At 69.1% G+C, this 13,528-nt stretch carries 10 protein-coding genes; 6 read left to right on the forward strand and 4 right to left on the reverse strand.

Features of this window, described 5'->3' with window-relative positions:
• Positions 1-51: 51 nt before the first annotated feature.
• Both tssJ and OEB96_RS20445 read right to left on the reverse strand, forming a co-directional pair.
• Positions 52-930, reverse strand: coding sequence for a type VI secretion system lipoprotein TssJ (tssJ, locus tag OEB96_RS20440; protein ID WP_266218043.1), 879 nt, complete (start codon positions 928-930; stop codon positions 52-54).
• A gap of 73 nt (positions 931-1,003) precedes the next feature.
• A complete protein-coding gene (locus tag OEB96_RS20445) occupies positions 1,004-3,400 on the reverse strand; it encodes an FHA domain-containing protein (protein WP_266218044.1) in 2,397 nt (798 codons plus the stop codon).
• 553 nt (positions 3,401-3,953) lie between these two features.
• Between OEB96_RS20445 and tssD the strand changes: the two genes are divergently transcribed.
• The 6 genes from tssD to OEB96_RS20475 all read left to right on the forward strand — a co-directional run bounded on the left by tssD (position 3,954) and on the right by OEB96_RS20475 (position 11,981).
• Positions 3,954-4,445, forward strand: a complete 492-nt coding sequence (tssD, locus tag OEB96_RS20450; protein WP_266218045.1) for a type VI secretion system tube protein TssD — start codon at positions 3,954-3,956, stop codon at positions 4,443-4,445.
• A gap of 50 nt (positions 4,446-4,495) precedes the next feature.
• Positions 4,496-4,882, forward strand: a complete 387-nt coding sequence (gene tssE, locus OEB96_RS20455; RefSeq protein ID WP_266218046.1) for a type VI secretion system baseplate subunit TssE — start codon at positions 4,496-4,498, stop codon at positions 4,880-4,882.
• A gap of 7 nt (positions 4,883-4,889) precedes the next feature.
• Positions 4,890-6,659: a type VI secretion system baseplate subunit TssF gene (gene tssF / locus OEB96_RS20460; protein WP_266218047.1), complete on the forward strand. Its 1,770-nt coding sequence runs from the start codon at positions 4,890-4,892 to the stop codon at positions 6,657-6,659.
• 25 nt (positions 6,660-6,684) lie between these two features.
• Positions 6,685-7,815, forward strand: a complete 1,131-nt coding sequence (gene tssG, locus OEB96_RS20465) for a type VI secretion system baseplate subunit TssG (RefSeq protein WP_266218048.1) — start codon at positions 6,685-6,687, stop codon at positions 7,813-7,815.
• Positions 7,816-7,883: 68 nt separating this feature from the next.
• Positions 7,884-10,586 carry a type VI secretion system ATPase TssH gene (tssH, locus tag OEB96_RS20470; RefSeq protein WP_266218049.1) on the forward strand — a complete coding sequence of 901 codons (2,703 nt, stop codon included), beginning with the start codon at positions 7,884-7,886 and terminating at the stop codon, positions 10,584-10,586.
• A 99-nt stretch (positions 10,587-10,685) separates the two neighbouring features.
• On the forward strand, positions 10,686-11,981 hold the full coding sequence (locus OEB96_RS20475; RefSeq protein ID WP_266218050.1) for a cytochrome P450: 1,296 nt from the start codon (positions 10,686-10,688) through the stop codon (positions 11,979-11,981).
• Between the two features lie 25 nt (positions 11,982-12,006).
• Here the strand turns inward: OEB96_RS20475 and OEB96_RS20480 are convergent, their stop codons facing one another.
• Positions 12,007-12,807, reverse strand: coding sequence for a hypothetical protein (locus OEB96_RS20480; RefSeq protein ID WP_266218051.1), 801 nt, complete (start codon positions 12,805-12,807; stop codon positions 12,007-12,009).
• Entirely contained in the window at positions 12,804-13,496 is a 693-nt protein-coding gene (locus OEB96_RS20485) for a citrate synthase family protein (RefSeq protein WP_266218053.1), read from the reverse strand. Before OEB96_RS20485 ends, OEB96_RS20480 begins: the two co-directional genes overlap by 4 nt.
• Positions 13,497-13,528: the final 32 nt, after the last annotated feature.

Raw genomic sequence — 13,528 nt, forward strand, 5'->3', positions numbered from 1 at the left:
TGAGCCATGCTGGGTCTGGGTTGGGGGCCATGCCGGGACGGTAGGGGGCGCCTAGTCCTTGCCCGGGACGTCCGGACCCTTGGGGGCCTCGGGGTTGGAGACCTTGTCGCCTGCGCTCGAGGCCTTGTCGCCGGCTCCCTCGGCGGCGTCGGCCTTGCCCTGCGCGTCCTCTCCCGTCGCCTGGGTGTCCTCGGCCTTGCCCTTGAGCTTGGCTCGCCTCTCCTTGCGCTTCTTCTTGCGCTCTTCCTTCTTCTTCTGCTTGGGGTCGACCTCGGGCTTGGGCTTGACCTCGAGCGGCTCGGGCGGGCACTGGACGGTGATCTTGTCGAGCTCCATCCCGGGCGGCGGCTTGTGGCCGCCGTCGATCTGGCTGCCCTCCATGAAGATGAGGAAGCACGGGTCCTCGTAGGTCTGCTTCTTCTTCTCGGCCATGCAGACCGAGTCGCCGTGGTAGAGGGGAGTCTCCCACTCGGCGTACCAGGAGCTGCCCAGCGGCTCGCGGAAGATCGCGGCCGCCACGAAGTGCGTGGCATCTTCCTCGGGCTCGATCTCGAAGACGTCGATCTTCTCCGGGTAGATCGTCAGCTCCTCTTCCTTGAGCAGCTCGTCGCCGAACACCGCGGTGGCGTCTTGCCACACCTGACGGAAGTCGAGCGGCACGTCGAGGCTGCGACCGCCCTTGATCTGATAGATGCGCAGGCTGGTCGCACGCGGCGTGCCTTCGGGATCGGGGTTGATGTCGGCGGTGGGCTGCACCACCACGCGGACCTTGGTGAACCCCTTCTCGTCGGGATTGCAGGTGTCCTTCTCCTTCTTCTTGCACGCGGGCAGGAGCGCCATGGCGGCGGTCAGCCCCGCGAGCACGGAGCCGGTGATCCATCGCGAGCGGCGCGAGCGGCTGCGGCGAGGTCTCGAGTCGAGCGAGGGCATCGGTGAAGAAGGGGCGCGCACTGGTCGCGAAATTTCACACACCGGCGAGCGCCTTGGCAAGGCGGAGGACGGGTCACTCGTGGAGGAGGCTGTCGTCCACCGGGAACCCGCGGCCTTGCAGCGTCTGGAGCACCGTCGAGGCGGACCCGCTCGCCCTCCAGCCCCCGGTATGGGGCTGGTACATGACCAGGGAGACCGCTTGGATGGCCCCTGCGCCGGATACGGACGCCTCCGCCAGCTCGGTGACCCGAACGTGTCCGTCGCCGAAGCGCGAGACCGCGAGCACGAGATCGACCGACGACGCCACGTGGCGCGCGCGTGCGGCCGCATCGGGTGCGTCGCCGCCCAGCCCCGCGAGCGCGGCCAAGCGGGTCAGGCCGGCACTGGCCGAGCTCGCACGCACCGATGCGATGGTCCCCGAGAGATCGCGGCCCATCGCCATCAGCACCTCGCTCGCCTCCGGCCCGGCGACCTCGTGCACCACCAGGCGATCGGGCGCCAGGCTCAGCGCGCCGCGTATCGCCTGCTGCGACCCACCGAGGCCGTCGCGCGGAGGCAGCGATCCACCGTGCACGACCACTGCGCTGCTGGGCAGCGGGTCCGGCTCGGGGCCGGGTCGCACCACCACCACGCGATCCGACGATGGAGCCTCGGCCGTGAGCGCCGCCAGCCACGAGAACGTGGCGGTACCCGGGCTTCCGCACACCAGCACGTTGAGGCCGGCTTGTACGGCGTGGCAGAGGAGCGTGGCCATGCCCGAGGGCAGCGCACGGGCTCGCACGAACGACTCGAGCCCACGGGGCTCCTTGTCGACCGTGTTGCGGTGAATGGTCACCAACGGGCCCGGCGACGTCAGCGAGCCATGCAGCGCGCGAACGTCGGCCCCCGAGGGCGTGCGACCCTCGACGATCGCGTGCTCGGGTCCGAAGGGCTGACCCGTGAGGCGCCGCACCACCAGCTCCACGGCGGCAGGACAGGTGAACTTGGCGTCGATGGGCGCGAGGGCTTCCGAACGCCGACGCACGAGCACGAGGTTGGGTCCGTGCACGTGCACGTCGCAGACGTCGGGCTCGGCCATGGGCGCGCTGAGGGCTCCCAGGCCGCACAGCTCGTTGGCGATGCGATTGGCCCAGGGGCGGGCCTGCACCTCGGGCACGCGCTCGGCGACCTCCGCCAGCAATCGTTGGGCCTCGCCACGCGCCCTGGCGCGGGTCTGGGCGTCCTTGGCGGGAAGGCTGCCGTCGGGAGCGAGGCGGTAGGCAACGATCGCGAACACGCGCGCGCAGGCCTCGGCTCCGGCCCCCGGGCCCCTGAGATCGGACAGATCGTCGCTCGGTGCCGGCAGGAGGATGGGCTCGGTCCCGGTCCGTGCCGGGAGCGGAGCCAGGGGAGCGGGCATGGGCGTGGGCGTGGGATCGATGGCCACGGGCACCGCACGTGCCCCGAGCGGCGGCGGGAGCTCGCTGGGGGTCGGAGGCCCGGAGGGTGGTGGAGGCTCGACCGCAGAGATCTGGCCGGAGACCATCGACGGAGGCCGCGATTCGTCGTCCTCGGGAGGGGTGGGAGCCGCTGCCGGTGGCGCGGGAGCAGGCTCCGAAACGGGGGTGGGAGCCGAGGGGGTGCTCGCGCTCGATGGACGCCCGTTGGGAGGGGGCGCCGTCATCATCGGCGGCGGAGGAGCCATCGGGGGCGCCGTCATCGGAGGAGGCGCCATGGGGGGAGGCGCACCCATGGGGGGAGGCGCCATGGGGGGAGGCGCCATCGGAGGCGGAGTCTCGGGCTCGGCGAGCCCGACCGGAGGTGCAATCGGCGTTGGGCTCGGCGGTGGTGCTTGCTCGAGGGGAGGAGGAAGCAGCGGCGGCGCATCCTCCTGAGCCCCCATTGGAGCGGGAGACATGAGCGGAGGCCCGTCGAGCATGGGCGGGCCGTCGAACGCGGGCTCTGGGCGGCTGGAGCCGCCGAGCAGCGGAGGAGGACCGAGCTCGGCCGGCGTTGGGTACTCGGGACCCCCCAGCATCGGAGGACCACCCAACATCGGAGGAGGCCCGTCGTCCATCGCGCCCGGCATTGGACCGGGCATTGGACTGGGCATTGGACTGGACATCGGGCCGGGCACCTGGGGCGGGCTCGGCTGACCGATCATCGGAGGAGGCCCATCGGACACGGGCTGCGCGCCCGACCCGGCCAGCTCGAAGTCGAGGCGATACGCACAGATGTAGACCTCGTCTCCGGGCTGCACGAGGGCAGGGCCGCGGATCCGTTCGCCGTTGACGAACGTGCCATTGGTCGACTCGAGGTCGATGAGCGTGATGCCGTCGCCCGTAGAGAGGATCCGGGCGTGCGCGCTCGAGACACCGGGCTCGCCGATCACCAAGTCGTTGGCCTTGGTGCGGCCGATGGTGATTTCGCGCTTGTCGAAGGTGCTGACCTGCGGCAGCCCTCCATCCTTGGTGACCGTGATCCGAAGCATGGGCGGGGCATGCGAGAATGACCCGCCCCGGCCGTGGCTCCAAGCCGTTTTTTGGGCGGTCCCATTGATGTTGCCCGGCCCCGTTCACGGGCAAGCGCGAGCGCTCGGCCGATCCTCCGCACGGGTCCGGCCGAGCGTGCCCGAGGTTTCGGATGCATCCGCGTCGATGCGCGCGCATGCGCGAATGCGGCCTTGCTCGCGTGTCCCAACCCGGGTCGCAGACCGACGCGGCCAAACACTGCGAGGTCGGCCATGGGGACCGGTCCCACTCGCCGGCCCCAACCGCCGGCCCCAACAGGCAGCCCCAACTGGCAGCCATGGGGTCGCTCGGGTCACGAACCAACGCGCCCGCGTCCGGTGTGCGGTCACTCCGATCGGGACGATTGTCCACGATCCGGAAAGCAGACTGGCAAGCAAACCAGATGCGGACGCGACTGCCGACCGAAAACAGACCCAAAGGGGCCCCGTAGCAGCGCGGAGCGGGCAAAGGAATCAGCACGTCGGGCACCAAACAGTGGTTGCCGCTCCTACCCCGCACTGCTAGGGTCCGAGCATGGCGGAAACCGTACACCTCTACCTCAAGTCCAACGGTGAGGACATCCAAGGCGAGTCGACCCAGACGAGCCTTGGTCGTGAGAACTCGATCGAGTGCCTCTCGTTCGTGGACTCCGTTCGCACCGCTCGCGAGAAGGGCTCCGCGCTGGCCACCGGCCGTCGCACCTACGAGCCCATTCAGTTTCGCAAGCGGATCGACAAGTCCTCGCCGTTGCTCGCTCGCTCGCTCTGCAACAACGAGGTCATCGAAGGCGTGTTCAAGTTCTTCCGGCCCAACCCCGCGGGGGACGGCACCACGGAGCACTTCTTCACCGTCGAGATCGCCGAGGGTCGCGTCGCGAGCATCACTCGCGGCTCGCCCGACGTGATCGACCCGGCCAGCGCGCAGGAGCCCCCGACCGAGCAGGTCTCGTTCGTGTTCCACAACATCACGTGGACCTACGAGCCGTCGGGCGCGAGCCACCACGACAACTGGCGCGAGAACTCCTAGCCCATCGGACCCAAGGGGTACCCAGAGGATAGGCAAGGGGGGATCGGACGATGGCAGCGCGAGGATTGCTCTCCCGCTTGGCATCGGCCGATCCCTCTCGACCGGTCGACGAAGTCCACTCCATCGTCGGAAACCTGCGGGCGCTGCTCAACACGCGCCTGGGCGACTCGATGGCCGCTCAAGGGTTCGGGGTGGTGGACTTCGTCGACCTCGTTCATCAGTTTCCCAGCGCTGCCCAGGTGATCCAGCGCAGCATCCGAAACACCGTCGCCGAGTTCGAGCCCCGCCTCCGCAATGTGAGGGTGAGGCTCGTGGACAGCGGTGACCCTCTCTCGCTGGCGTTCGAGGTCTCGGCGCGCATGGTGGGCGACAAGCGCAAGGGCTTGGTCCGCGTGCGAACCGAGATGTCCCAGGGCGGGCGAGTCAAGGTAGAGTAGGCGCCCAGTGGGCGCCAAGTACTACGAGAGCGAGTTGGCGTATCTCCGCGAGATGGGCCGCGAGTTTGCGCTCGTGCATCCATCCACCGCGGGCCTTCTGGCCGAGCGAGGCAACGATCCCGACGTCGAGCGCTTGCTCGAGGGCTTTGCCTTCCTCACCGCCCGCATCCGCGAGAAGGTCGACGATGCGGTCCCGGCGATCGTGCAGGGCATCACGGAGCTGCTGCTGCCGCACTTCCTGCGCTCGATCCCCGCGACCTCGATCATCCAGTACAGCCCGTCGATCAAGGCGCTGCGCGGCGTCCAGCCGATCGGTCGCGGCGCCAAGGTGGCCAGCACGCCCATGCAGGGCACGGCGTGCCAGTTCCAGACCACGCAAGACGTGGAGCTGCTGCCGCTGCAGATCGTCGACGTGCAGCTCGACGAGACGGCCGCGTCGCGTCCCGTGATCCGGCTGATGTTCGAGACCACGGAAGCGGGGCGCCCCTTGATCCCGCGCCGCGAGGGCATTCGCTTGCTGCTGCACGGCGACATGTCGATCTGCGCCACGCTCTACCTGTGGATGCGTCGTCACCTCGTCGACGTGGAGCTGCGCTGCGACGGCCGCACGTCGGCCATCGGTCGCGCCAACGTGGTGCGCCCGGTGGGTTGGACACCCGAGGAGGCGCTGCTGCCCTGGCCCACGTTCTCGCAGCCGGGCTACCGCTACCTGCAGGAGTACTTCACCCAGCCCGGCAAGTTCCTGTTCCTCGACGTCGTCGATCTGCACAAGGCCAGCGAGCTCACCGACGATCGCTTCGAGCTGCGCTTCTCCTTCGAACGCCCGCCCGCGCTCGAGGGGCGCATCTCACCCGACAACTTCCGTCTGCACTGCACCCCGGTGCTGAACCTGTTCGAGGTCTCCGCCGATCCGGTCAAGCTCGATCCGCTGGTCTACGAGCACCTCTTGCGGGCCTCGGGTCTCAACCCCAAGCACATGGAGATCTACGAGCTCACCGAGGTGATCGGGGTGCGCCAGGGGCAGACCCAGCGCCGCACCTACCAGCCGTTCTTCGGCTTCGCCCACGGCGGCAAGGCCAACGCTCGCGACGCTCGGGGCAACCCGCAAGAGCCCTCCTACTACACGCTCCACCCCACCGTCTCGCCCATCGACGATGGCATCGACATGTACCTGTCGGTCGTCACCCCGCGCGACGTGGCGCCCTCCGAGGTCGAGGAGACGCTGTCGATCGACGTGCGCTGCACCAACCGCTCGCTGCCGGCCGAGCTGCAGCTGGGCGAGATCTCGGCCACCCCGCGCGGGACCTCGAGCCCCGCGCCGTTCAAGAACATCAACGCCGTGACCACGCCGGTGCGGCCGCCGCTGGGCTCCGAGCTGCACTGGCGGCTGCTGTCGCACCTGGCCATCAATCGTCAGAGCCTGGCCGATGCCCAGACCCTGCGCTCGTTGCTCGCGCTCTACAACTTCCAAAAGGACGTCAGTCCCGTGGTGGGGCGCGCCAACGAGCTCAAGATCGAGGCCATCCGCACCGTCGACTCCACGCCCATCACCCGCATGATGCAGGGCGCACCGGTGCGTGGGGTGCAGACGCTCGTCGAGCTCGACGAGGCGCGGCTCGGCACGGCCGGCGAGGCGTTCCTGTTCGGCTGCGTGCTCGACGAGCTGTTCGCCAGCCACGCCTCGCTGAACTCCTTCAACGAGCTGCGGGTGCGGCTGCACCCGTCCAAGACCGTGCTGCGCTGGCCGGCCCGCAGCGGCCGGCAGCAGATCATCTGAGCCGAGGGCGGACGGGGAGCGTCGCATGCAGGACTCGCGCAAGCGCCCGCACAAGCCCACCGCCGAGGAGCGGCTGCTCGCCCATGGCCAGCGCTACAACTTCTTCGTCTCGGTGAGCATGCTCGAGCGCCTCACCCCCGGCGCGGTGCGGGTGGGCGGCGAGGGTCCCTATGCACGCGAGGCCATCCGCTTTCGGCACGCGCACGACCTGGTGTTCAACGCCGGCGAGCTCGGTCGCATCGAGCGCGTGAGGGTGCCGCACTCGGCCGAGCAGGTGCTCGACGAGGAGCGCTACCGCTACGAGGTCACGACCGCGTTCATGGGCGTCTCGGGGGCGATGACCCCGATGCCGCTCTACATCGCCGAGGAGGTCTGCCAGGACGACGACGGCGCCCGCATCAAGCGCGACTTCCTCGACCTGTTCCATCACCGCCTGGTGAGCCTGGTCTATCGCATCGGCATCAAGTTCGACTTTGCCCGCGAGCACACCCAGGGGGCCAACGACGCCTGGTCGCGACGCATGCTGGCGATGGCCGGGTTCGACGCCTACGACGGGTGGCGCATGCGTCACCTGTCGCGGAGCCAGCTGCTGCGGCTGGCCCCGCTGCTGTCCTCGAAGGTGCGCTCGGCCCACACGCTGGCGCTCGCCGTGCAAGACGTGACCTCCGAGGCGCTGCAGGACGCGACCGTGCACGTGGTGCAGTTCACCGGCGACTGGACGCTGCTCGATCCCGAGCAGCGGATCTCGCTGGGCCTGGCCAACAGCGAGGTCGGCATCAACGCGGTGCTGGGCGTGGAGTGCTTCCACCGCGCGGGCAAGGCCACGATCGTGATCGGACCCCTGCGCGAGAACTTCCGCCGCTTCCTGGCCGATGGCGACATGTTCCCGGCGATCTGCGAGCTGGTCGGGATGCTGTCGCCCGAGCCCATCGAGTACGAGCTCGATCTCGTGCTCGTCGACCGACCACCGTTCCTGCTGGGCAAGAAGGAGGGTGGTCGCGTCGGCTTCGACTCGTGGCTCAGCTCGCGAGCCGCCCAGCGCGGCCAGACCCATCTCAAGGTGCCGCTGCCCAAGGACCTGCTGCGGGTCACCCAGCGCGAGGTCGGCTCCGGCACCCTGGCACCGAGCGCCTCCGCTGCCCGCGAGCGGCCATAGCCGGCATCCACTCCCTTTTCCAATCCTCCTGACGTCACTCTGCCAACCCCCCAAGAGGTCCCTCTCCCATGCGCGCCGATCCCCGTTCTCTCGTCCGTCGCCTCAATCCCACGTGTACCAAGATCCTCGAGTCCGTCGTCGAGCGGGCCGCCGGGGGTCGCTACTACGAGATCACCGTCGAGCACATGCTGCTGGGCCTCTGCGAGCTGGAGGACGGCGACGTGGGGCACGTGCTGCACTTCTTCCGCAAGGATCGCCTCAAGCTCGCTGCGTCGCTCGAAAAGAGCCTGCAGGCCCTGCGCACGGGCAATGCCGGGCGACCCGTGTTCTCCGAGAAGCTGTTCGCCTGGTTCGAAGACACGTGGGTGGCCGCCTCGCTCGAGCGCGGCGCCACGCAGATGCGCGGCGCCGACCTGCTGCTGCAGTTCCTCGAGCGCACCGGGTACTACTCGGCCGAGGAGTTCCCCATCCTCGAGGAGATCGACGTCAACGAGTTCAAGAAGTCGTTCGACGCCATGATCGCGGCGAGCAAGGAGACGGTGGAGATGGCCCCGCCGTCCGAGCCGGGGCAGGCGCGGCAGGCCGGCAGCGCACCCGGTCGCGAGGCGCTCGACCGCTTCACGATCTCGTTCACCGACAAGGCCAAGAAGGGCGAGATCGACCCGATCTTCGGCCGCGATCGCGAGATCCGCCAGATGATCGACATCCTCGGGCGGCGTCGGAAGAACAACCCGATCGTGGTGGGCGAGCCGGGCGTGGGCAAGACCGCGCTGGTCGAGGGCCTCGCCCGGGCGATCGCCAACAAGGAGGTGCCGGCCGAGCTCGCGCAGGTGGAGCTGCTGTCGCTCGACATGGGCCTGCTCAAGGCGGGCGCGGGCGTGCGTGGCGAGATGGAGAACCGGCTCAAGCGGGTGATCGCCGAGGTCAAGGGCTCGCCCACGCCGATCATCGTGTTCATCGACGAGGCCCATACCCTGGTGGGCGGCGGCGGCGGCGGAGACAACGACATCCCGAACCTGCTCAAGCCGGCCCTGGCCCGCGGTGAGTTCCGCACGATCGCGGCCACGACCTGGTCGGAGTACAAGAAGTACTTCGAAAAGGACGCGGCGCTCGAGCGCCGCTTCCAGCCCGTGCAGGTGGGCGAGCCCACGGTCGACGACGCCAAGGTGATGGTGCGCGGCATCCGGCCCACCTACGAGAACGCCCACAACGCCGTGATCCGCGACGACGCGGTGGAGGCCGCGGTGGAGCTCTCCGATCGCTACATCTCGGGGCGCCTGCTGCCCGACAAGGCCGTCGATCTGCTCGACACGGCCGCCGCTCGCGTGCGCATCGAGCAGGACGCTCCGCCGCCCGCGCTGGTCAAGCTGCGCTCCGAGAAGGCCAGCCTCGAGCGCGAGCTCGCCGCCCGCACCCGCGACATCGACGATGCCGCGGCCGAGTCCGACTCGGCCGAGCGCGTGGCCGAGATCCGCGAGCGCGTGACCGAGCTCGAGGGGGAGATCACGGCGCTCGAGGCCCGGCTCACCGCCGAGCGCGAGGCGATCACCGCGCTGCGCGAGGCCACCACCAAGCTGCGCGAGTCGGAGGGCGACGCCAAGACCAAGCAGCTCGAGGTCGTGGGTACGGCGCGGGCCAAGCTCCGCGAGGTGCAGGGCGAGGAGCCGCTGGTGCACTACGAGGTCGATCGCGACGCGGTGGCGCAGGTGGTGGCCGACTGGACCGGCATCCCCGTGGGCAAGATGCGAAGCAGCTCGATCGAGGTGATGCTCCGGCTCGAGAGCCTGCTGCAGGAGCGGATCAAGGGCCAAGACCACGCCACCGAGGCGGTGGCCGAGGCGATCCGCATGTCGCAGGCCGGCGTGCGCGCCCCCCAGACCCCGGTGGCCGTGATGCTGTTCGTGGGCCCCAGCGGCGTGGGCAAGACCGAGACCGCGCTGGCGCTGGCCGATCTGCTCTACGGAGGAGAGCGATCGATGGTCACCATCAACATGAGCGAGTTCCAGGAGAAGCACACCGTCTCCCGGCTCATCGGCTCCCCGCCGGGCTACGTGGGCTACGGCGAGGGCGGCGTGCTCACCGAGGCGGTGCGCCAGCGCCCGTACTCGGTGGTGCTGCTCGACGAGTGCGAGAAGGCCGACCTCGAGGTCATGAACCTGTTCTACCAGGTGTTCGACAAGGGCATGCTGAGCGACGGCGAGGGGAAGATCATCAACTTCCGCAACACCGTCGTCATCCTCACCAGCAACCTCGCCACCGACGTGATCATGAGCCTGCACGAGAACGGGGCCAAGCCCTCCATGCAGGAGGTCGTCGATGCGGTGCGGCCCACGCTGTCCAAGCACTTCAAGCCCGCGCTCCTCGCTCGCATGTCGATCGTGCCCTACCGGCCGATGGATCCGTCGATCCTCACCGACATCGCCAAGCTCAAGCTGCGCAGCCTCGGCCGGCGGCTCGAGGAGGCGCACGGGATGGAGACGCTGTTCGCCGACTCGCTCATCCAGGAGATGGTCTCGCGCTGCACCGAGTCGGAGACCGGTGCTCGCGCCCTCGACCACGCGCTGCGTGGCTCGCTGATGCCGGTGCTCGCCAAGGCGATCCTCGAGCGCATGGCCATCGGCGAGATGCCGCCCAAGCTCACCATCGGGCTGGGCTTTGGTGGACACTGGAACTTCGACTTCGACGGAGGGGCGCCCGACGGAGGGGCCGCGGCGGAGCCCGAGGCCGAGGTGGCCGAGCCCGCGCCGGTCGACACCAGCGAGTCGGTCTAGCTGCATTCGCCGACCCGAGCAGAGAGCAGGACGCGGCTGGCCCGAGCCGCGTCCTGCTGCGTGGGTAGCGCTTGATCACGGTGGGCTATGATCGCCACGATGAGACCACCGCCGCCTCGTATGCGAGGGCTGCCCCTGCTTGGTAGTGGTCTTGCGTTCATGCGGGATCCGGTGGGGGTCATCGGGCGCGCCTACGAGACGCTCGGTCCGGCGTTCGTGCTCTCGTTGGGTCCCAAGACGATGGCTTGCTTCATCGGGCCAGAGTACGCCGCCGAGTACTTTCGCCAGCCTGGCGAGGTGCTCTCGATCAACCTCGCGGCCGAGCCCGTCAAGCCCATCATGGGCGACATTGCGTTCCCCGACGGCAAGAAGGAGCACCGGCGATTGCTGGATGCACTGACCCCGCTGGTGACCAAGTCGCACCTGGAGCAGCACGCCCGCGTGATGCTCCAGGAAGCCGAGCGGGCCGCGCTGGGACTGCCAGCGGAGGGGGAGCTCGAGCTGGTCGGCTTCACGGAACGGCTGAGCCAGACCATTGCGGTTCGCTGCATCCTCGGGGACGCGTTCGCCCAAGGCACCGACGCTCGCTTTCGCGAGGCCTTCTCCGCGCTCATCAAGAGCTTCGATCTCTTCGTGCCGCCCAACCTCCCGCTCCCGAAGTTCCGTCGCCGCGACCGTGCGCGGGCCTACCTCGACCGGATCATCGGTGAGGCGGTCGACGAGCGGCGCGGCATGGCCGATGCGCCGGCCGATACCATGCAGTGGCTCTCCACGCTTCGGGACGAGCGAGGAGAGTATTGGAGCATGGAGCAGACCGTGGATCTCGTGGTCTCGGTGCTGTTCGGCTCTCACCACACGACCGGATCCTTGATGGCGTGGACCATCGTCCACGTCCTTCGACACCCCAACGTGCTCGCACGGCTGCGCGAGGAGGTCGGAGGCCCCGCGCTCACCATCGATCGGCTCGCCGGGCTCGCGTACCTCTCCGCCGTGGTCCAGGAGTCGGGGCGATACGATCCGCCGACCGGAATCATCACGCGGGTGGCTCGTCGGGACCTGACCCTCGGGGGGTTCGGGATCCGCAAGGGATGGATCGTCGCCTTGTGCCCGCCGGTTGCGCAGCGCCTACCCGAGGTGTTCGAGCATCCCGAGCGCTACGATCCCGGTCGCTTCCTGGACGGGAAGCCGCTGCCACGCCACGCGCTCATCGTCTTTGGCGGTGGTGCGCATGCTTGCATCGGCAAGGCGTTTGCCCAGCAGGCCGTCCGAACCTTCGTCGGGACCGCGCTGCAACACCTCGAGCTCGAGCTCGTCGGAGCGCCCGTCGTCGAGGCCAAGGAGATCCTGCGCCGGCCAGTCGTGCCCTGCTTGGTCCGTCATCGACGGCGCGCATGAACTCGACCACGGCGCGGGGCTGGGGTCAGGACTCCTTGCTGGCCCGGGCTGCGCGAGGGCTTCGCCGTGGAGCGGGGCCCTCGTAGGACACCGTCTCTGCGGGGAGCGTGCGCAGCAGTCGGGGCGCTTGTCGAGCCCCCTCGTGGGCGTTGCCGAGCAGGGGAAACAGGTTGACGACACACGAGATCGCTCCGATCTGGTCCGGCGTACACCCGAGATCGAGCAGCGCAGCCGCGAACACGGCCCCGAGATTGGGGGGCAGGCGCAGGCACCCCCGAATCCTCTCGTACATTCTCCACCACGGGCGAGGAGACGCCAGGACCTCGTCGAGTCGCTCGGACATCCAGCGGGCACGCTCGTCGACCGGGCGCCCTGGCACCCCAAAGCCGTAGATGACCGCACCGGAGCGCTTGAGCTCTTGGAGGGCCGCATGGATCCGGTCGTCGCTCGCGTCCCAGCCCACCCGCGCCACGAAGTCATGAAGGAAGCCCGCGGAGTCGGTCACGGCCGACATGCCGACCAAGGAGCGCTCGATCCCCACCAGGCCCGCCGCGAGGGCCGAGAGCAGGCCGCCATGCGTCGCGCCGAGCCGCACGAGCTTCATGGGAGGGATCCGCGGGTCGGGATTGAGTGCCGCCTGGGCGCAGATCGTGAGCACGAGGTGAGCCTCGTCGCGGTCGGCGCGAATGCCGAGGCTCAGCAGCGCCAGATCGATCAGGGTGGTGCTGCGAGGATCGAGCTCGAAGACGACGACTCCACGAACCTCGTGATCGTGCCAACCGGCGTGCCCCAGCTCGGTTGTCAGGTGTAGAGTGGCTGAGCTCATGACCCTGGCGCCTCGTACTGGAAGTCGGGGACTCGGTTCGGAAGGTTCGATAGCTCTCCGCGGGGGTTGCCCACGCTCTCGGCGGCAATCGACAGCGTCTTGGCCCAGCTCAGGGCAGCAATGAGCGCATCCTCGCAGCGCAGGCCACATGCCCACATGACCGAGAGCAGCGCCGCGGTGCGGCTCGTGCCCTTGGGAGGGGCCAGGCTCGGTCCGAGCGGGGCGAGGGCTCGGCGGAGCTCCTCGACCACATCGGCCTCGTGGTCCTCGTTGGCACGTGCACAGGGCGGTGGCGGGCCCTCGCGGCCGTCGCGAAGCCACTGCAGCAGCTCGCGGTGATCCTCGACCGTGGCACGAGAGGCTTCGCAGCCGATGAGGAAGCCCGTGGCGAGGGCGTTGCCGACCGGAGCACCCATGACTCGGGCGAGCGCGGCGCCGTGGGTGGGTGCCTCGTTGATCGGGCAGGTGCTCGCGATGATCAGGGCGATCTCCAGTGCTCGGCCGCTGGCCTCATCGGGGAGCTCTCCCGTCACGGCCAGCACCATGACCTCGGCGAGGCTGTAGTGGCGGGAGAGGTCGCGCGCGATGTCGTAGCCGTGAAGGCGAGGATGTGGCGGTGGGGAGACCGCCACCGCCCTCAGGCGCTGTGGCCATCTTCCTTCCTCGAAGGGACCGGTGCGTTTGGCCATGTTCAGCTCTCCTGACTCCTCGAGTGTCGATG

Source organism: Paraliomyxa miuraensis (assembly GCF_026337845.1).
GTDB lineage: Bacteria > Myxococcota_A > Polyangia > Nannocystales > Nannocystaceae > Paraliomyxa > Paraliomyxa miuraensis.

Bases quoted from the DNA above. Each gene is read 5' to 3' on its own strand.
- OEB96_RS20480 (WP_266218051.1), bottom strand. From the start codon at position 12,807: ATGAGCTCAGCCACTCTACACCTGACAACCGAGCTGGGGCACGCCGGT.
- tssJ (WP_266218043.1), bottom strand. From the start codon at position 930: ATGCCCTCGCTCGACTCGAGACCTCGCCGCAGCCGCTCGCGCCGCTCG.
- OEB96_RS20475 (WP_266218050.1), top strand. From the start codon at position 10,686: ATGAGACCACCGCCGCCTCGTATGCGAGGGCTGCCCCTGCTTGGTAGT.
- tssD (WP_266218045.1), top strand. From the start codon at position 3,954: ATGGCGGAAACCGTACACCTCTACCTCAAGTCCAACGGTGAGGACATC.
- tssE (WP_266218046.1), top strand. From the start codon at position 4,496: ATGGCAGCGCGAGGATTGCTCTCCCGCTTGGCATCGGCCGATCCCTCT.
- OEB96_RS20485 (WP_266218053.1), bottom strand. From the start codon at position 13,496: ATGGCCAAACGCACCGGTCCCTTCGAGGAAGGAAGATGGCCACAGCGC.
- tssH (WP_266218049.1), top strand. From the start codon at position 7,884: ATGCGCGCCGATCCCCGTTCTCTCGTCCGTCGCCTCAATCCCACGTGT.
- tssG (WP_266218048.1), top strand. From the start codon at position 6,685: ATGCAGGACTCGCGCAAGCGCCCGCACAAGCCCACCGCCGAGGAGCGG.
- OEB96_RS20445 (WP_266218044.1), bottom strand. From the start codon at position 3,400: ATGCTTCGGATCACGGTCACCAAGGATGGAGGGCTGCCGCAGGTCAGC.